The 19603-nt window shown below is 39.7% G+C and carries 19 protein-coding genes; 7 read left to right on the forward strand and 12 right to left on the reverse strand.

Going from position 1 to position 19603, the window contains the following annotated elements:
* Positions 1 to 267: 267 nt before the first annotated feature.
* Positions 268 to 729, forward strand: a complete 462-nt coding sequence (locus L2737_RS11100) for an Hsp20 family protein (RefSeq protein ID WP_102527971.1) — start codon at positions 268 to 270, stop codon at positions 727 to 729.
* Between the two features lie 217 nt (positions 730 to 946).
* Here the strand turns inward: L2737_RS11100 and soxR are convergent, their stop codons facing one another.
* Complete coding sequence (gene soxR, locus L2737_RS11105; RefSeq protein ID WP_283108322.1) at positions 947 to 1402, reverse strand: redox-sensitive transcriptional activator SoxR; 456 nt, start codon at positions 1400 to 1402, stop codon at positions 947 to 949.
* 210 nt (positions 1403 to 1612) lie between these two features.
* Between soxR and L2737_RS11110 the strand changes: the two genes are divergently transcribed.
* The 3 genes from L2737_RS11110 (at position 1613) to L2737_RS11120 (ending at position 2741) form a co-directional block, all read left to right on the forward strand.
* Positions 1613 to 1798, forward strand: a complete 186-nt coding sequence (locus L2737_RS11110; RefSeq protein WP_248955741.1) for a hypothetical protein — start codon at positions 1613 to 1615, stop codon at positions 1796 to 1798.
* Between the two features lie 74 nt (positions 1799 to 1872).
* On the forward strand, positions 1873 to 2292 hold the full coding sequence (locus tag L2737_RS11115; RefSeq protein WP_248955862.1) for a VOC family protein: 420 nt from the start codon (positions 1873 to 1875) through the stop codon (positions 2290 to 2292).
* 26 nt (positions 2293 to 2318) lie between these two features.
* Positions 2319 to 2741 carry a VOC family protein gene (locus L2737_RS11120; protein WP_248955742.1) on the forward strand — a complete coding sequence of 141 codons (423 nt, stop codon included), beginning with the start codon at positions 2319 to 2321 and terminating at the stop codon, positions 2739 to 2741.
* A 123-nt stretch (positions 2742 to 2864) separates the two neighbouring features.
* Here L2737_RS11120 and L2737_RS11125 read toward each other — a convergent pair whose 3' ends face one another.
* The 4 genes from L2737_RS11125 to L2737_RS11140 form a co-directional block, all read right to left on the reverse strand.
* Complete coding sequence (locus L2737_RS11125) at positions 2865 to 4289, reverse strand: DEAD/DEAH box helicase (RefSeq protein ID WP_248955743.1); 1425 nt, start codon at positions 4287 to 4289, stop codon at positions 2865 to 2867.
* 208 nt (positions 4290 to 4497) lie between these two features.
* Complete coding sequence (gene ilvN, locus L2737_RS11130) at positions 4498 to 4992, reverse strand: acetolactate synthase small subunit (RefSeq protein ID WP_102528176.1); 495 nt, start codon at positions 4990 to 4992, stop codon at positions 4498 to 4500.
* Positions 4992 to 6710 carry an acetolactate synthase 3 large subunit gene (locus L2737_RS11135; protein WP_102528175.1) on the reverse strand — a complete coding sequence of 573 codons (1719 nt, stop codon included), beginning with the start codon at positions 6708 to 6710 and terminating at the stop codon, positions 4992 to 4994. The genes ilvN and L2737_RS11135 overlap by 1 nt, the downstream gene beginning before the upstream one ends.
* Positions 6711 to 7190: 480 nt before the next feature.
* Complete coding sequence (locus L2737_RS11140; RefSeq protein ID WP_248955863.1) at positions 7191 to 8348, reverse strand: multidrug effflux MFS transporter; 1158 nt, start codon at positions 8346 to 8348, stop codon at positions 7191 to 7193.
* A gap of 303 nt (positions 8349 to 8651) precedes the next feature.
* On the opposite strand from L2737_RS11140, the gene L2737_RS11145 reads away from it, so the two are divergent.
* The 3 genes from L2737_RS11145 to L2737_RS11155 all read left to right on the forward strand — a co-directional run bounded on the left by L2737_RS11145 (position 8652) and on the right by L2737_RS11155 (position 11903).
* Positions 8652 to 10532 (forward strand): choice-of-anchor I family protein, encoded by a 1881-nt coding sequence (locus L2737_RS11145; protein WP_248955864.1) that lies wholly within the window; start codon positions 8652 to 8654, stop codon positions 10530 to 10532.
* 247 nt (positions 10533 to 10779) lie between these two features.
* The gene (locus L2737_RS11150) at positions 10780 to 11418 is read left to right on the forward strand and encodes a GNAT family N-acetyltransferase (RefSeq protein WP_102528173.1); all 639 of its coding nucleotides are present in this window, start codon (positions 10780 to 10782) and stop codon (positions 11416 to 11418) included.
* 77 nt (positions 11419 to 11495) lie between these two features.
* A complete protein-coding gene (locus tag L2737_RS11155; RefSeq protein WP_248955744.1) occupies positions 11496 to 11903 on the forward strand; it encodes a hypothetical protein in 408 nt (135 codons plus the stop codon).
* Positions 11904 to 12011: 108 nt separating this feature from the next.
* Here the strand turns inward: L2737_RS11155 and L2737_RS11160 are convergent, their stop codons facing one another.
* The 7 genes from L2737_RS11160 to L2737_RS11190 form a co-directional block, all read right to left on the reverse strand.
* A complete protein-coding gene (locus L2737_RS11160) occupies positions 12012 to 12770 on the reverse strand; it encodes a substrate-binding periplasmic protein (protein WP_102528171.1) in 759 nt (252 codons plus the stop codon).
* 386 nt (positions 12771 to 13156) lie between these two features.
* The gene (locus L2737_RS11165) at positions 13157 to 13477 is read right to left on the reverse strand and encodes a YdbL family probable chaperone protein (RefSeq protein ID WP_248955745.1); all 321 of its coding nucleotides are present in this window, start codon (positions 13475 to 13477) and stop codon (positions 13157 to 13159) included.
* A gap of 19 nt (positions 13478 to 13496) precedes the next feature.
* A complete protein-coding gene (locus tag L2737_RS11170) occupies positions 13497 to 13679 on the reverse strand; it encodes a YnbE family lipoprotein (RefSeq protein WP_248955865.1) in 183 nt (60 codons plus the stop codon).
* 27 nt (positions 13680 to 13706) lie between these two features.
* Positions 13707 to 16958 carry an intermembrane phospholipid transport YdbH family protein gene (locus L2737_RS11175; RefSeq protein WP_248955746.1) on the reverse strand — a complete coding sequence of 1084 codons (3252 nt, stop codon included), beginning with the start codon at positions 16956 to 16958 and terminating at the stop codon, positions 13707 to 13709.
* A gap of 301 nt (positions 16959 to 17259) precedes the next feature.
* On the reverse strand, positions 17260 to 18105 hold the full coding sequence (locus tag L2737_RS11180; RefSeq protein WP_248955747.1) for a D-hexose-6-phosphate mutarotase: 846 nt from the start codon (positions 18103 to 18105) through the stop codon (positions 17260 to 17262).
* A 131-nt stretch (positions 18106 to 18236) separates the two neighbouring features.
* Positions 18237 to 18857, reverse strand: coding sequence for a DUF938 domain-containing protein (locus tag L2737_RS11185; protein WP_102528167.1), 621 nt, complete (start codon positions 18855 to 18857; stop codon positions 18237 to 18239).
* A complete protein-coding gene (locus tag L2737_RS11190; protein WP_102528166.1) occupies positions 18851 to 19513 on the reverse strand; it encodes a response regulator transcription factor in 663 nt (220 codons plus the stop codon). Before L2737_RS11190 ends, L2737_RS11185 begins: the two co-directional genes overlap by 7 nt.
* Positions 19514 to 19603 lie beyond the last annotated feature (90 nt).

Below are 19603 nucleotides of genomic sequence, written 5' to 3' on the forward strand. Positions count from 1 at the left end.
ATCGCAAGGTTGCCTTTTTTGTTGCCATTTTTATAAAATTTATTTTTAACATAAGCCACTGTATTTGTTGTGTTATAAAAAATAAATTCAAAATAAATAAAAATAATTTCCGATATTTACTTGAAAACAAAAATATCGTTCTCATATCTAGTTATAAGTTAGGCACGCTCAATAGAGGTACTAACTTCCATTACGCCGTAAGGGTAATGACAAACGCCAATAATGGCATATTTATTTTCACATATTGCTTTAGACAAGGGTATGAACATGCGCAAATTTAACTTAACTCCAGATTTAACTCCTCTTTACCGCAGTGCAATCGGTTTCGATCGTTTAGCTAAAATGGCTGAGCACGCTGCAGTGCAAAATGGTAACACTGGTTACCCTCCATACAACATCGAATTACTGGGTGAGAATCGTTACAGCATTACTATGGCTGTTGCAGGTTTCACCATGGACGAACTTGATATCACCAGCGAAGGCGACAAGTTATTAGTCAAAGGCAGCAAAGTTGCAGCCGTAAACGATGAGCGTAAATACTTACACCAAGGTATTGCTGAACGTGGATTTGAACGTACTTTCCAATTAGCTGATCACGTTAATGTCGTGGGAGCAGGCTTAGAAAATGGCCTTTTAAATATTGAATTAGTGCGTGAAATTCCTGAAGCATTGAAAGCGCGTAAGATTAAAATTAACGGCGCTAACGTAAACAATACCATCGAAAGCTAACCTTTCGACGCTATCTCTTACTCATTGCAACGAGAGGTTGATGATGAGAGATAGCAAACCTTGTAAGACATTGTTTCATCCGTGCTATTTAATTCCCCTATGCACTCATCATGCATTTTAAATAGCACAAGTTTCACATCTTCCCTGATTATTTTGCCCAACGAGAATCTATTTCCTTGTTGGGCTTTTTAGTTTTCAAATCAACATAATTACAGGTTTAATCTTGAATGAGTGCTTTATCTAAGATGACAGAGCCTACGCCATCAATGCCTAGCGCATCTTCTGGGTTGTAAATTGGACAACTCGTCATAGATAAACAACCGCAACCAATACATCCGTTTAGTGAGTCTCTGAGCTCAGTTAAATAATGAATACGCTGAGTGAGTTTATCGTGCCATGCTTGTGATAACTTAGCCCAATCTTCTTTGTTTGGCGTGCGATTATTGGGTAAGTGACTAAGGGCATGCTTGATTTCCTGTAAACTGATCCCCATTTTTTGTGCTGCTTTAATCACAGATATTCGCCGAATGACATCCCTGCGATATCGCCGTTGATTCCCTTGATTACGTAAACTGCTAATTAATCCTTTAGTTTCGTAAAAGTGCAAACTAGACACCTTAATGCCGCAACGTTTGGCGACTTGACCTACGGTTAGATCCGCTTCATTTAACATGCTTCTCCTTAGCAGTTACTACTCATCTCGTTTAAGCCTCATACATGTGAATCTTAAATATCAAAAATAAATGACAAAAAATGACTATTTAGCGCTTTACCTCAACTTAGGTTGAGGTTCTATAGTGGCTTCATCTTATATAACCCATCACTAAATTGAAACCAAAGAGTGGTTGGCGGCTCAAGGGTAAAATGGATAAGGAGATTGAATATGAGTAAACCAATATCAGTGAATCGGCCTTTAATGGATAAGAGAAGCGCTGTTTTGATCCAAGCGAACACAGCTGGCTTGGGCATTGAGTTATTGAACAAAAAAGAGGTTCAAACCCAAATAGCTATTAGAAATGTCTTTGAAAAAACGCAGCAACTATTTAGTCAAACAATGGCAAACAAATAACTCTGAGATTTTCATATTTTTAAAAGTGCCAGATAAAAAGTAATCAATTAAAAGTAATCAATTAACAGGAAGTCATTATGCGCTTAGAACATTTGAATTTAGTCGTAAACGATTTAGAAACAACACTTAAATTTTATCAAGCGGCATTTCCTCATTGGAAAGTCAGAGGTGGTGGAGAAGGGGAATGGCATGGGGTGCAGCGAAAATGGATTCATTTTGGCGATGACTATAACTACCTTTCTTTCAATGATAATGGCAAAGGAAAAATCCGCCCAGTTGAAGGCTATGATTTAGGACTTGCTCATTTCGCCTATGTGGTGACAGATTTAACAAGCTTAAATCAAAGGCTGATTGCAGCAGGTTTTGAAATCGCGATTATTGGCAGCAAAGACGCGAACTACAACAGCGTGTATTACATCGATCCTAATGGTCATGAAGTAGAGTTTGTTGAGTATTTAACGGATATCCCGAGTGAGCGTAATTTCTATTTATAGATCACTGTCTAATTGGAATAAATACTATGAGATTAAATCAAGTCACACTCCCTGTTAATGATATGGCTAAAGCCTGTGAGTTTTACCTAACCTTGGGGTTTACACAAATTGTAAGCACAGCAGCCAAAGGTAATCATTATGCACGATTTGCTTGTCCTGAAGGTGAGGCGACATTCTCTTTGTCTTTTTTGGGTGAAGAGTCTTTGCAAGGATCTGATTCTGTACAGAAGAGAGACAATAGCAGCGTGATCTACTTTGAGCACCAAGATTTAGATGTGTGGGTTGAAGCGTTAATACAACAAGGAATTATATTTGAACAGTTACCTGTTGATGAGCCTTATCTTTGGCGTGAAGCGGTGTTATTTGATCCGTCAGGGAATAAAATCAAACTGTATTGGGCGGGAGAAAACCGCTTAAATCCGCCATGGCGAGTGAATATAAAGCAGTGAACTTGTGCTAAGCGAAATAAAATATAATAGAAAATTAAATCTAAATCTAAAACTAAAACTAAAACCAAATCTAAAACAAAAAGCCTGCATCATTAATTTGAAATGCAGGCTTTAGAATTTAGATTACTGTTTCCATGGGTTCACACTGCCGCTACCATTTGGGACTGATGCAGGTTTTGACTCGGATGAACCTTGTGAACGGCGATCATCAGAAGTGCGCTGTGTACTTTTAGCGCCATAAGGTGAACTCGCTGCTTCTTCTTGGTTGAATTTTTTAGCTTTATTTTTGTTGTAGTGGTTATTCTTTGGTTTGTCAGATTTACCACGTGACATCTTAGGCTTATCTTGATCTGTTTTAGGCTTTGGCGCTTTTGGATTTTTAGGCACAAAATCTAAAATGGAAATAGGCACTTCTTTTCTTGGCGCAAAACCTTCAACCTCTTTGCGTTCAATAATATGGCTTAAACGACGCTCAATTGCGCACAGGTTTTTAAAGTCATCTTTTGACACCAATGAGACAGCAGTACCTTGTGCGCCAGCACGGCCTGTACGACCAATACGATGAACATAATCGTCAGCAGGAAATGGTAAGTCATAGTTAATGACTAATGGTAAGTCATCAATATCAATACCACGGGCAGCGACACCAGTAGCAATTAAGTAAGTGATTTTACCTGCTTTAAAGTCCGCTAATATCTGCTCGCGTATCGGCTGACTTCGACCACTATGGAAAGACTCTGCGATGATGCCTCGTTTCTCTAATTGGGTAACAAGTTTCGCTGCACCATGCTTGGTTTCAATAAAGATTAGCGCTTGTTTCCAATCATTTTCTTGGATTAAATGACTTAATAAAGCGGATTTTTTATCTTTATCAACGGTGACTAACCATTGAACAATTTTAGGCTTAGCGTCAGCATCCGTTTCAACAGAAATCTGCACCGGCGTTTTCATTGCTGTTTTAGCTAATGCGCGAACTTGATTTGATAAAGTGGCCGAAAACAACATGTTCTGACGTTCGTCAGGTAACAACTCAATAATGCGATTAATGTCTTCAATAAAGCCCATGTCGAGCATGCGATCGGCTTCATCGAGCACTAACACTTCTAGCTCGTCAAAGTGGACTGCACGTTGGGTGTACAAATCGAGTAAACGACCGGGTGTGGCAACGAGTATATCAATGCCTTCAATGAGGCGCTGTTTCTGCGGTTTGCTATCAACGCCGCCGTACATCACCATTGAATTGATGGTTAAATGCTTACTGTATTGCTGAATATTTTGCTCTACTTGTACTACTAGTTCGCGAGTTGGAGCAAGTACCAGCGCTTTAACTCGTTTACCACGTACTTTACGAGGCTCTTTGAAACGTTCAAGTATTGGCAAGACAAAGCTAGCTGTTTTACCGGTACCTGTTTGCGCTGCAGCAATGATATTTTTACCCGACAAGGCCACTGGAATTGCTTTTTGTTGAATTGGAGTCGGCGCGCTGTAGCCTAACTCATTAAGAGCAAGTGTGATGGGTTCGCTTAATCCAAGCTTGGAAAATGGCATGTGTTATCTCAGGTAAAATGTCAGTAGTGTCTGCAATGTTAGTTGATAACATTGCGACTTTGAAAAGCAGAGTATTATAGCAGAGTGGATAAAGTATAGGATAGCTGAGTTTGTGGCTAAGGATTAAAAAGGGAGCAAATGCTCCCTTTACGGTTCATGATTTAACGCTATTAAAGCGATACACTGTAAATGTTAATTTTTACAAGGTTTATGCTTTCATGGCCTTATCACCACGGGCAAGACCTACAACACCCGAACGTGATACCTCAATCACTTTAGTGACCTCAGCTAATGCACTGATAAATGCATCGATTTTATCGCTAGTGCCCGCCATTTGAATGGTATAAAGGCTTGAAGTGACATCGACAATTTGGCCACGGAAAATATCAGCAGTGCGCTTTACTTCTTCCCGTAGTTCGCCTTGAGCTTTAACTTTAACTAATGCCAGCTCACGTTCAATGTGTGCATTCTCAGTGATATTGGACACTTTTAATATATCAATGAGCTTGTGCAGTTGCTTTTCGATTTGCTCATGAACATTGGCTTCAGCATTAACGGTAATATTTAGACGCGATAATGTGGTGTCCTCTGTTGGCGCTACGGTTAAACTTTCGATGTTATAACCGCGTTGAGAGAATAAACCTACAACACGAGATAACGCGCCCGGTTGGTTTTCAAGTAATACAGAAATAATACGACGCATTAGCTTCTCTCCGTTTTGCTTAACCACATATCTTTCATTGACTCACCACGAATAAGCATTGGGTAAACGTGCTCAGTTTCATCAACACTGATATCAACAAAGACTAATTTGTCTTTCATTGCTAATGCTTCTGCAAGCTTAGACTCAAGTTCATTAGGATCGCTAATCGTCATGCCAACATGGCCATAGGCTTCTGCAATCTTGGCAAAGTTCGGTACTGAGTCCATATAAGAATGAGAGTGACGACCTGAATAAATCATGTCTTGCCACTGCTTTACCATACCTAAGAATCGGTTATTCAAGTTGATGATTTTTACTGGGGTATCATATTGCAGTGCCGTTGATAGCTCTTGAATGTTCATTTGAATTGAACCATCACCAGTTACACAAACAACGGTTTCATCTGGCATTGCCATTTTAACACCCATGGCTGCAGGTAAACCAAAGCCCATGGTGCCTAAGCCACCAGAGTTTATCCAGCGACGTGGTTTATCAAATGGATAATACAGTGCAGCAAACATTTGGTGCTGGCCAACATCAGATGTGACGTAAGCATCACCGTCGGTCAATTTATGCAGTACTTCGATCACTTGCTGCGGCTTAATACGATCGGTGGTTTTATCGTACGCCAAGCTATCACGTTCACGCCATTGATTGATATCAGTCCACCATGCATCGAGTGCTTCGCTGTCATTGGTTTTTTGAGTCTCATCAAGTAGCTTGAGCATGCTGTCTAAAATGTTTTCAGCAGAGCCAACAATTGGGATATCTACTCTGACTGTTTTTGATATCGAAGATGGATCAATATCAATATGTAAGATGGTTGCGTTAGGGCAGTACTTCTCGACATTATTCGTTGTCCGGTCATCAAAACGCACACCGATACCAAAAATAAGGTCACTGTTATGCATTGCCATGTTGGCTTCATAACGGCCGTGCATGCCAAGCATACCTAAGAATTGCGGATGACTGCCAGGGAATGCACCTAAACCCATTAATGTGTTAATCACAGGAATATTTAAGCGTTCTGCCAGTTGCAGGATTTGCTGGTCGCACTCAGAGATAATCGCGCCACCACCTACATATAAAACAGGTTTTTTAGCCGCTAACAATGCATGTAAACCACGACGGATTTGGCCCTTATGGCCTGATGTCGTTGGATTGTAAGAACGCATGTTGACTGATTCTGGATAAACGTAGTCGTGAAGAAGCTCTGGGTTTAAGCAGTCTTTTGGTAAATCGACAACCACAGGTCCTGGGCGGCCAGTTGCAGCAATAAAGAAGGCTTTTTTGATAATTTCAGGGATTTCACGGGGATCTTTCACTAAAAAGCTGTGTTTTACAATCGGGCGAGAAATACCAATCATGTCACATTCTTGGAATGCATCATTACCAATAAGGTTACTGGGTACTTGGCCTGACAAGACCACCATTGGGATAGAGTCCATGTATGCAGTAGCAATACCTGTAATCGCATTAGTTGCACCAGGACCTGAAGTGACTAGTACTACGCCAACATCACCGGTTGCGCGCGCATAGCCATCAGCCATATGGACAGCAGCTTGTTCATGTCTTACAAGAATATGTTCTACACCTGCAATTTTATGAAGAGCATCGTAGATATCAAGAACTGAGCCACCAGGGTAGCCGAATATGTGTTTTACGCCTTCGTCTATTAACGAGCGCACTATCATGCTTGCGCCGGATAATTTTTCCATTGCTAAATCCTCTTAAGTTACCGTTGTGGGTAAACAGTATCTTGTTACAACGACGGTAATCGTTCTAAAAGTAGGTTCGAATGGTAATTCGAACTCGTTTATCTTTGCAGTCGATAACCGCCTTAGATAATTGTCTTGTTTTCATTTGATATTGAGATAACACCAAGTGAAACAAGATGATTTCATCATAATTAATTTTGAACTTGATACAAGAGTGATTTTGAAATTAACTAAGAAACTTGAGTGTATTTCATGAATATTGATTAATAATGACTAATAAGTCAGAAAAACACATTAAATTAAGTGTTATTTGCAGTTTATTGAATATAACTTTTGTTATAGAGCGTACAAATAGAACATTTTAGGACGCACATATTGGCTAAAAGAACTGGAATAGGAATTGATCAATTTAATAATGAAAATGGGGTCGTGGCATTATTGAATAGAGTGATACATAGCATCACTCTTATTCATAAAATTCTAATGTGCTGGTTGAGTTCGCTGAAATAGCAAACAGACCATGACTAACATAACTGAAATCAGCATCATTGCAGAAAAAGGCACTGCAGTACCTGTGTAAAATACTGCTAGTAAAGGTCCTGCAAGAGAGCCAAACCCAAAGCGCAATGTACCAATCACGGCAGTCGCAGTTCCAGTTTCCTTTTTAAATTTCATTAATACAATCGCATCAGCATTGACTGACATAATCCCTAAACAGCCCATTAATGGAATGAGCATTGCCACTGTGTAATGGTAACTTAGGTCAATAATATTAACGATCAACAACCCAGTGGCTGAAAGCGTTGCAAACACCGTGGCCACAAACAACATTCGGCTAGAACCATAGCGACCGACAATCCTTGAATTAACAATATTAGCGAGCATTAACGCGCCAACATTAGTGCTAAACAAAATCGCGAATAGTGATTTATCTAACCCGAACACTTCCATATATATGAAAGGAGAGGCTGTTAAGTAACAGAAAAAAGCAAACGATGTGAGCACGCCACAAGTGATATTAACCTTGACGCCCTGACGAGTTAACACGGTTTTATAGGACTTAAGAAAAGACTGAGTACTGCGACTGTCTTTCGCCTTATCGCTTGGCATCTTAAGTTTAAACAACACCAGCATTAACAATACAATCGCGTAGCAGCTTTGGCTTATAAAGATCAGCGGCCATTCACCAAACTCTAAAATTAAACTGCCAAGTGTTGGTGCTAATAAAGGGGCAAGCATCATGATTAAACTGACATAAGACATGCCTTTAGCCGTGTTATCACCATAAACCTCTTTGATATAACCAGGAACAACCACAGTTGCAGCGGCGCCAATAAACGCTTGAATAAACCTCAAGGCTAAAAATGTTTCAATGCTGCTACTAAAAGAGATAAATAAACTAATTAGCGTAAAACCACTGAGGCCGAAAATGACTAAAGGCCTACGACCAAAACGATCCGCAAGTGGGCCGAATGTCAGCATGCCAAGCGCATACCCAGCTAAATAAATACTTAAAGACTGTTGTACGGTGGTGACGTGGGCATCATAGCTTATTGCAATAGCTGACATCGCTGGTAAATACATATCAATAGCTAATGGCGTGATAGCAACAATGGCCGCAAGCATTGGAATTAACATGGCAAGATGCGGAGAATTTTGTGCAGTATTATTTGAATGAGTGTTTGAAGACGGGCTCACACATACCTCAGTAATAAAAAAGAGTGAAGGCAAAAGAAGAGGAACGAAGAAAATTCCATAAAGGATTTTAACATGATTAGTGTTTGCTAATGGGAATTATTTAATAAGAACTTGTATTAAAATCTTTACTGGATCAACCAAATAGGATGTAACAATAGCTTAACAAGAGTGTCGCGTGATTGTCATTGAACTTGGGTAGCTTACCTTAAATTTTAATAACAAGTACGTAACAGGAAAGTGATGATGAAAACCAATATTTTACCCATAGCCGCTATTGTTTCTATGATGCTATTAACTGGCTGCGATGGTGACGACGGCTCTGATGGCAGCAAAGGTAGTGATGGTATTAATGGACTAACTTCGTTACTCACGACAAGTTCGTTAGCTTCTGGTCATGCTATTTGTCCTTTTGGTGGAAAGCAAATCGATACCGGCATTGATACAAATGGAAATGGCATTTTAGACAGTGACGAAATCATTTCTGCCCAAAGTCAGATTATCTGTGATGCTCAGCAAGGTGTTTTATCTTTAGGACTTATAGGTCGTTACGAGTCTGGCGTGTTTGGGAAAAGTGCTGCTGAAATTGTTGATTATCACGTAGCAAGTCATCTAGCGTTTGTGGTCAATGCTCAAAGTGGCATGGTCGATGCTATTAGCCTTGAGAGTGTTGAGACTCAAGCTGTTGATGCAGCAGAGGCCTCTACATTAAGTAACTTAGAAAAAGTATACAGTTTAGATGTTGCTACAGATGCCGAATTAACTGGTCTAGGTAGCGTTAATAGCATCAGTATTTATGGCGACCTTTTAGCTGCTGCCGTTGAAAGAGCTGATGATGCAGGCAATGCGACGCAAGGGAACGGTGTTATCGCCTTCTATCAATTATCTGATGTTGATGCGCCAAGCTTTATTAAAACTGTCAACGTAGGTGCATTACCCGATAACGTGGTGTTTACCCATGACGGTACCAAAGTGATTATAGCCAATGAAGGTGAGCCTAACGATGCTTACACGGTAGATCCCGAAGGCAGCATTTCAATTATCGAAGTGGTTGATAATATTCCTGTCGATACTGCTACCTTGATTACCTTTAACGAGTTTGATGCAGGCAATGCACGCCATGATGAATTAAGCGACCTGATTAAACTTAATGGCCCTGGTGCTTCAGTTTCTGAAGATCTAGAGCCTGAATATATTGCAGTCTCTAAAGATAACCAATATGCCTATGTCAGCCTACAAGAAAACAATGCTATTGCAGTGATTAACTTGGCTGATAATACGGTTGAAGCGATTAATGCACTTGGTCTTAAAGATTACGGGAAAGCGGGTAACGAAATCGATGCCAGTGATAAAGATGATGCTATCAACATCATGGCATACGAAGGTGTTTACGGCATGTATCAGCCAGATACGATAGCAAGTTACCAATGGCGTGATCAGGACTTTATTGTTACAGCCAATGAAGGTGACGCACGTGATTATGACGGTTTTTCAGAAGAAGAGCGGGCAGAAGACTTACTGCTAGACCCAAACCATCCACAAATTTTAGCCGCACAAGATAAGACTCAGCTAGGACGTTTAAAAATTACCACTAGCATGGGCGATGATGATGGCGACGGTGATATGGATAAAATCGTCTCATATGGCGCACGTTCATTTTCGATATGGACCCATGATGGCCAACAAGTTTTTGACAGTGCTAGCCAGTTCGAGCGCATTACAGCGGCGATCTTAGGTGATAACTTCAATAACCATAACGAAGAAAGCAAAGGCGATAGCCGTAGTGATGATAAAGGGCCAGAACCTGAAGCGTTAGCTATTGGAGAAATTGGTGATAAAAAATATGCTTTCATCGGATTAGAGCGCACGGGTGGTTTTATGGTTTACGATATTACTAACCCATTTGATGTTAGCTTTATTGATTATGTGATAAATCGAGATTTTGATATTGATTTTGAAATCGATGGTGATGATATTTCAGGTCAACCTGAGCTTGCTGGTGACTTAGGGCCTGAAGGCATGAAGTTTATCGGTGCTGATATGAATCTGACAGGCAAACCATTGTTAGTTATTGGCAATGAAGTGAGTGGCACGACAAGTGTTTATCAACTGGATTTTAATCAATAAAAGCACACTGTTGTATTAATACTCAACGGCAGCTCTCGCTGTGCAAAGCCAATACTGAAAAGTATTGGCTTTTTATTTGGTTAGCGAAAGCACCTGATGAATATTCCTGATATGGCTAACTAATACTCAGTGAACAACAGTGGCTAATACAGTTATCGTTTTATTGTATAAAAAGGAGATTTTATTCTGCTTAAGATCATGTATTCTGTATTTATGTGAGCAAGTTAACGACTGGGCGGGAGAGATAATGGCAGAAGTAAACAGTGACGCTTGCTTAATTGGTGAGCATGTCATTTTAGAACCGTTGACACTTGAGCATGTGACTGCGTTAAGTCTAGCTGCAACTGATGGGAGTTTGTGGGAATTGTGGTTTACCACTGTGCCTCACCCAGATGATATGAAGGCTTATGTGGAAAAGGCTTTAGTGCAAGAGAGTCATGGTGAAGCTTTAGCATTTGTGGTCAGAGAAAAGACTTCAGGTGAAGTCATTGGTTGTACTCGTATCTGTAATTGGGATCAACCCAATCGTCGCTTAGAAATTGGTTACACTTGGTATGCCAAAAGAGCACAGCGTACAGCGGTGAATACAGAGACTAAATTACTGATACTCACTTATGCATTTCAAACCTTGGATGTGATGGCCGTGGAGTTTAGAACCCATTGGCATAACCAAGCATCTAGACAAGCCATTATGCGCTTGGGTGCGAAACAAGATGGTGTACTGAGAAACCATAAATTATTGAAAGACGGCACAGTACGAGACACTGTGGTCTATTCGATCATCGATAGTGAATGGGCCACGGTAAAAAAACATTTAAAACATCGCCTAGATTATTATCAACAGCAAAATGCCAATGCCATTTTGCATACAGAGATAAATTACTAACCATAAATCTGAGTCAATTTAACGTTGATTGTGGTTTAAGTCGTAATCAGTTAAGTATCAGGAATAAAGGATATTTCATGTTAAACAAAGGATTTCAATTAGCTGCAGCAGTGGCTTTACTTACTGCAGCAAGCAGTAGCTATGCACAAGATAAAGCTGAAGAAGCTTTCAGTAACGAGTTAGTGCAATGCGCTGCGTATTACGAAATCGCATCTGGTGTGATCATGGGGATGGATGCACCACAGATGCAAGCCGTTGGCGGCAGACTTAAAGATTCAGGTCTTGAAGCTGAAAAGATTGCTGGACAATATATGCCTGCCGAGAAAGTAGAAGCGGCAGTTGCGACTGCAAAAGAGCAACAAATTGCCAGCCTTGGCGGCTCAAGTGGTTTAGGACCATTAATGGGTCAGTACAAAGATTTATGTAAGAAAGTGGTACTGGATCCAAAGTCTCGCCTTGAATATTGGGCGATGGTAACCATGTAATTTAGCTGTAGAGTTAATAGATGATGCGCTCAGCATCATCTATTGTTTAACAGATTTCTTAGTCACTATCTTCAAGATGCTGACTTATGTTTTAAAGCCTAAAACATATTAAATTTCTACATTGTACTTTTCTGCAATACGTTTCAATCTTCCTGAATCGCGAATTTCATTAAACCACTTTTGCACATGACTTGCCGAAACCACAGAATTCGGTTTGAGCAAGATGCTATGAGAGTACGCTTGATCCAATCTCTCTGAGATCAGTAATTGCGAGCGTGCATCAGGGTGAGTTTGCAAATAATGCATAAGGTATGAATGGGTGACAGGGGCAATATCGGCGCGACCTTTGAGAACACTTTCTATTGATGCTTTATTGGTATTAACAAACTGAATATCAAAATTGAGTGCTAACTCTTGGCTGTCGGTGTTCCAGTCTGCAAATTGATAATGATAGCCACTCACAAGACTTAATGATTTATCTTTAAAAGATGAAAAATATTCTTGGTTTTTATCATTATCTCTAAGGGTGATAAACACTTCACCGTCGACAATATCAAGTGGGATAAAGGTGGTATCAAAGTTTTGCCAACCCCAAATAGGGCTTTCAAAAATCATCATATCGAAACGACCAATGTCATATGCTTGGTAGCGATTTTCAATGCTGGTATTAACAAATTGGAAGTCGACTTCTGATTGAAGTTCATTGAACGCTGCGATTAAATCAATGGTAAACCCTTGAAACATGCCGGCCTCAGAGATATTCACATAAGGGGCAAACAAGTAACCGCCCACGTTAACGACAGGTTTAGCCTGAACAGGGTTTATTAGTATTATAAGTGCTGCAATGGCAGATAAAATCTTGTTCATATTCTCAAAGGTATATACGTCTGATGTAAAAATGACACCAGACAAAAAAATGACTTATCTCACAAATGTAACACTTTTGTTTTACGAATAAAATACCCACAAGCGCTATAAGGACACCTAAAATTTGTACAATTTAATGGCAAATTTATCAATAATAAAAAGAGAAAATTAACTTAAGAATGAGTATTGCGAATGAAAGCAAAAAGCGAGGTGATAAAGGTTAATAACAACAAGCGCTTATATGCCACATATCGTAAAGGGTGGGTGTTATGGCATAAAGTGAAATATATAATGCCATCAATTTTTATCCTAGTTTAAGTAAACTAAATTGATGATAAAAAATGATGACATTTACATTTTAAGGTGGAAGAGCACTCAAAAGTCGCTTATTTCTGCAGCCATTTCCCGGATGAATTTTGAATGAAATGATTTTTATCCGCCGCCGAAATCGCTTTTTTAGCCGCTCTATTGGCAACATCAGTGGTTGAGAGTTTATTTTTTTTAGCTATTTTTTGATAATGTTGTTTACGTTTTGCGTTAACGTCTAACATTAACTGTTTTGCAGCTTTATCATTGACGACTAGGCCTAAATAGCCATTGGTTTGCTCACCAACTAAGCCTTGGCTTTTTGCTTGCTGTAGGGTTAACGCATAAGCATTTGCTGACAATAAAAGCCCTGTTAATAAGGCTATGATGGGTAACTTCATAATGTGATTTCCTTATTAATTAAAATAACTCGTCATCTTCTAAAAGTATGTCGAGCTCTTTATCAATTCTAATAATGATTTCATGCTCGATTTTGACATTGAGGTTTATCTCAATGGGCTTGTCGGGAGGGGCTATTTTGACTGTTGGCGAGCAAGCGCTTATTAACAGACTGCTCGCGCATAAAAGCCAAAGTGTATTAATCGAATGCGTTTTCACTGAGTTGTCCTTTTACTTCACGGATCGTTCGATATCATTTTGCAGTTGGTTGCCAATCTGCGTACTTTTATATAATTGAAATAAGTTCTCTTCATGAGAGTAGTTTAAATGTATTGGCCTTTCAATATCTTGGCTTTGACCTTTCACTTGCACTTTGAGTGAAGCATCCCCATTTTCTGCCATGTCAAAACTACTACTTAGCTGGCTGTACTCTAAATGTTCTAGTGTTTGTACAACAAAATCTAAGTGTGGTTGAGTTGTTCTAATTTGCTCAAGGGCCGGGTTATTTGACACTTGAATTAAGCCTCCCGGTTTCCTTGCTGCCAAGTGTCCACCTGCAATAGTGACTTTACCATCGACTAAGCTTGCTGGTAAAACACCGTCAAAAATACCATTGGCGTAGACACCAACCTGGGGCTGTGCAGCGAGTAACGCTTCTAAGCTAATGCCATTTAAGACAAAGTAACCTTCAGATTTATCGTGTAATTTTAGATAAAACTCAGGCACTAAAAACTCTCCATCTAATAAGTCGCCACTGGCTGTTAAATTAACATCAGTATCGCTAAGCCCGCTAATTTCCTGTAACCAATTTTTGGCGGGTATTTCATCATTTTTTCCCAGTGAAATATTGGTTTTTAGTTGAATGTTTTCAAGATTAATACCGACGTAAGCATCAGCAATATTGAGTTCTGCTTGTTGGCACAACAGACGGCTTTGGCTGTAGGTCGTAGGTTGAATTGGTGTGCTATGAACTTGCTGCCAATTGAATTGACAATTAGCCGTTAAATTCGCGTTGTTAAAATAGTTTTCGTTATATTGTGCATCAAGCTGCGAGACTTGCTGTTCAAATTTCATTTCAAACAAAGACACGCCTTGGCTTTCATTAAGTGCAAAACCAGCCTTAAGCTTGTTATAGCCTGAAATGGATAAGTTTTCGGGGAGCATTTGAGTTTGCTCTAAGGTATTAACAACGGATGCTAACTCTGTATCGACCAGCCATTGACCTGCTAAAGAAACTGGCATGTTTTGCTGTGGTAACCGCAGCAAGTGATAGCTGGATAAAATTAGTTCATCGAGCTGCCATTGTTCTGAACCTGTTAACAGCTGATGCTGCAGGTTTAAGTGTTGGCTAAGCGATATATCATCAAGTCGCAGTACTTTGTAACGGCGTAATTTTGTTTTGCTTGGAATGAGCTTATCAATTTGAACATCTTGTAACGACCAATTAAGTTGAGTTTGATTTGATTGGGCGAGTAATGTTTCAAGGGTAGACATTTTTGAAGTAGCGCTACCATGGCGATGGTCAGTTTCGTTGATGTTCGAAGAACCCAATAACAAAGCGATATTTTGCGTTGCGTTGATCTCAAATTGGCCTAACTCAACTTCAAAAGTCTCGTTTAGCACTTGTTTGATGTCATTTGTTTTAAATGAAAAACGGTCAAAGCCCAATGCAAAATTGCCAATATTGAGTGTAGATTTTCTAGTAGCTTGGTTTATATCTGTGCTTTGGTTTATATCAGTACTGGTCTCAATAGGCGCTTGAATGTGTTCAATACTTGAAGGTTGCGTAAGCTGCCAATGCAGGCTTTCAAAAGACAATGTCTTTTGTGGCATATAAACATTGAGCTTTTCTGTGTGAATTCCTGACTGAGGCAATAGGGTGACTTTTATTGATTGATTATCAGCTCTGGCGTTTGCAGTAAATTTTATTCTGCTTCCATCAAGTGTAATACGTTTGTCAGAACCGCTAGATTCAGTAGACGTTAATGCTAAGCCCTCACTCAATTCGATTAGTTCAATAGGGTGATGCTGATTCAGACTGAAATCTAGTCTTGAGTTCAGTGTCATTCTATTAAGGGTGGATGAGTTATCGTTTGATGCTGAAGAATTCGCAATTGAGAGGCTGTCCACAGTGAAATCATTGATATCTAATGCTGTTGTGACAGTGTCATGCTTCACAAGTAAGCTGGCACTTGTTGGCAAAACGTTGATTACAGATGTGTCATCCAGTGGCATTTCAATGGTTAATGGTTTCTTTAAAGATATAGACCAATCAACAGGTTCAGTCATATTACTTAGCAATTGGTTAGCGTGAGCTGTGAACGGGGTATCAACGAATTCTGTGCGACTCAACAATGCATTGATATCGGCTAATTGCAGTTGAGTCGTGCGTTGCTGCCAAGTTAAAGGTTGCAGTTCAAAGGTCGTCATAGCGGGCGCTGTATCTGACATTGGCAGATAGTTTATCGAAAAATCGATAGGCGAATCTGAGCTGAATTTAATCCCTGAAAGTAATCGACTGCTAATGAGGGGAAGTGCGTCGCCATTTGATGCTGTTACAGGAATAATCTGGTGCTGACTGCCGATTGAACCGTGAATCAAATCAAGTTGTGTATCACTTTGCCAAAGGCCGTTAACATCAATTGCTAATGCATCAATACTAGTGACGAAGTCATCTAATCCAGTTACAAAATCTGATTGCGAAACGGCTGAGTTATTGCCTAAAGCCTCATCAGATGCCATGAGTGTTAACGCACGATTAAACTCAGTCACACTACTAAGTAAGGTATTAAAGTCAGTTTGATGGCTAAGCGTCCACTGTGTTTGAGCGAGTGCCAGTTCAAACGCCAATACCTGCTGTTCCATCAAATTGACTGTTCCAGACAGTACTTGATGTGTATCCGTTTTCTGCAGTGCATCGGTAGATTTTTTTGCTGATTCCACATGGGTTAACTGCAATTTACTCGTTCGTAGAACTGGGGAAGGAACCTTTTTTTGTAACGACTTAGGTAAATATACACTGATATTGTCGAGTGTTATTTGTGGAATTTGGTTAATGCTCAGACCTATATTATCCGAGTTTTCACCTTGTTCTTGTCGTTTAAAAAAACTGTCCCCTAATGTGACTTGAATATCACGAATGTGCAGCGCATTGATATCTTCAACAGCTAAGGACATATTTTTTAGGGTATGGTAACCATCTTTTAGATCTAACTTGATATCACGAAACTCAATAAAGCTATCTTGATAACGTAATTGCAGCCATGGGAAATATAAGTGATTAAGATCGGTGAGCTTAAATTGGGTTAATTCAGTCAGTTTAACGTCAACATCAATCACTTCGATATTATAGGGCTCAGTTAATGAGTTGATTAAATTTAGTGCAATGGGCCTGAAGTTTTGTTGAAGCAGGACTAAACCTAATGCGATTATAAAAAAGCACAATAAAAATAATCGCTTAACAGTAAAAATTCGAACTGCCATTAGGGTAATGAGTCTTTTAAGGTTTTGATATATTTGAATCAGGAAAGGATAGCATAGCTTAGGTGTAATGGCTCAGTTGTCATTTAGTTAACAGTCAAACAGTCAAACAGTCATTCGAGCATTCAACTAATCATTCAATCATTCATTAAACTAATCAATCAACTAATCATTCAATAATGCTTAAACTAACGAACGTAGATTGAGTTTATTAATTCAATCTACGTTCAGTTTACTAACTGAGCTTACAGATTTAGTTTCGTTGAGCTTAGGCACTAATCCTAGAGTGTTATTGTAAGCCTGCTTATGCCCAGCGGATGTGTGTCGTGAGTTTGTGGCTTTCACCTGGTGCTAATGACACTTCGTCTTCAAGCACATTGGCTGCTTCATGACATACCATTGTGAGGTAGTCGTTATTGATAAAGCGGGAGAGTCGCTCGGATTTATCTATCCAAGGGTTCCAAAGCACAGCTGATTGACTGTTTTCACGACTGACTTCAATAGTGCCATTTGGAGTATGGAGCAACTGAGTACTCGCTAAATCGGTATAGACTCTATCCGTTTCACGAGTAAAGCTAACTTCATCTGAATCTTGGCTATATGGTCCTTTACCAAATTCGATGTATTTCGCGCCGCTAAAACCTGTAGCCGTTAATTGATGGATATCTTCAATGGGGAAGTAAGTATGTAAAGCTTGAGTTAGGTTTACAGGGTAATCGGCATTATTTTTATTAACGATACTCACTGACAGTGTTTCACCTAGAGTGAATAACACACTGACTTCAGTATCATGGGGCCAGAACTGTTTGTTGGCTTCGGTAATTTTAAGAGTGAACGTCAAATCAACCAGTTGATCACGCATTTTGACCGATGCTAAAGACCAAATGCTGGTTCTAGCAAAACCATGCTGTGGAAACCCTTCGGTTGGACTGGCTCCGAACCAAGGCCAACATACTGGAATGCCTCCGCGGATCCCATTACCCGGTTGATAGTCATCAGCATTTGATACCCAGAGTAATGGTGCTTTATCTTTTGGTTGGAAATAATCTATTTGTGCGCCTTGAAGAAAAATACTTGCTTGGCACAAGTCAGTATTAACTTCGACATAATCTAAACCGTTTGGGTGTTTTTTAGTGGTAACCGAACCCATAATGCGTTTTCCTTATGTGTGATAACAGAAAAATTTATTCGCTATTAGCTTACAAATTTTTCATCAATATTTTAAGAGGTTAACTCTTTGTTATTACGGTTTTAGTGTTTGAAAAACGACATAAACAAGGGTTATTTATGTCGACCAAAGTGCAGTAAGCGGTTATTGGCTGGCATTTCAACGTCATTGATTAAAGTAAAGGATTGTTGTGCAGCCAAAGCGGTTATCCATTCAATGTCTCTGATCCCGCTCTGAGGGTTATTTTGTTTTAACCATTCATCAAATGACGCATTACTTTCACTACTATATTGGCCTTGATAATTAAAAGGTCCATAAATCACTAGCTGTGCTTTAGGTAAAAGAGCGTTGCCGACACCTTGGAAGAAGGCTTCAACCATAGATTTACTCATGATGTGTAAGGTATTGGCACTAAATACACCATCGAGTTGGGCAGAGATCATTTTTACAGGCCAATCAAGCATGACATCTAAACCAAAGGCTGGTAATAAATTATGAGTTCCGACTAATTCGATGCGGGCATTTAAATGAGTTAAGTAGCTGTTTTGATCACTCGCTTGCCAAGTTAATTGTGGCAGGTTGGCTGCAAAGTGCACACTATGTTGGCCTGTACCACTGCCAATTTCTAATACTTGTTGGTTGTGTTGAAAAATGCGTTGTAGCTCAACAAGTATCGGCCCTTTGTTATTCTCACAGGCTTGTGAAAAGGGTAACTGAGAAACATGGTTTAAGATAAGTCTACCTTTTCCATTTCAAGTTGCTGTAGTGCGATAACGGCTTGGGTGCGGTTTCTTACGCCTAGTTTACGAAATATGGCCGTCGCATGGGCTTTAATTGTCGCTTCGGACACACCAAAGTCATAGGCGATTTGCTTGTTAAGTAAACCTTCAGCAAACATCTGTAATACGCGATACTGTTGTGGCGTTAAGTCTGATAATTTGTTGGCCATCTGACTTGTAGGATCATCATCGACTTCAAGGATTTCTGTCCCTTCTGGTAACCAGATGTCACCATAAAGCACAGCATCGAGCGCTTGTTTTAAGGTGTCCATAGAGGCTGATTTAGGAATGAAACCAGAGCTACCGTAATGAATCGCACGGCTAATAGTCTGAATATCTTCATGGGCAGAAATAACCACCACTGGAATATCTGGGTAATGGCCTCGCAGGTGAATCAAAGTCGAGTAACCGTGAGAACCCGGCATTTGAAGATCGAGAAGAATCAAATCAAGATCTGTGGCTTTATCATCAAGAATAGTTTGCAGCGCTTCAGCACTGTCAGCTTCAAACCAATTCGTACCTTGAAAAGCATTATTCAATGCTTGTCTTAGTGCATTACGAAATAAGGGATGGTCATCAGCAATAATTATATTTAAATTTTGTAGCTTCATGGCTTTTTAGTTGTCTTGGTTGCACGTGAAGGTAATTTTAATGTAACAGATAACTTGGTTATCGATCCACGCTAAAGTGCAAGAGTATAA

The organism is Shewanella electrodiphila, assembly GCF_023283985.1.
GTDB classification, from domain to species: Bacteria; Pseudomonadota; Gammaproteobacteria; order Enterobacterales; family Shewanellaceae; genus Shewanella; species Shewanella electrodiphila.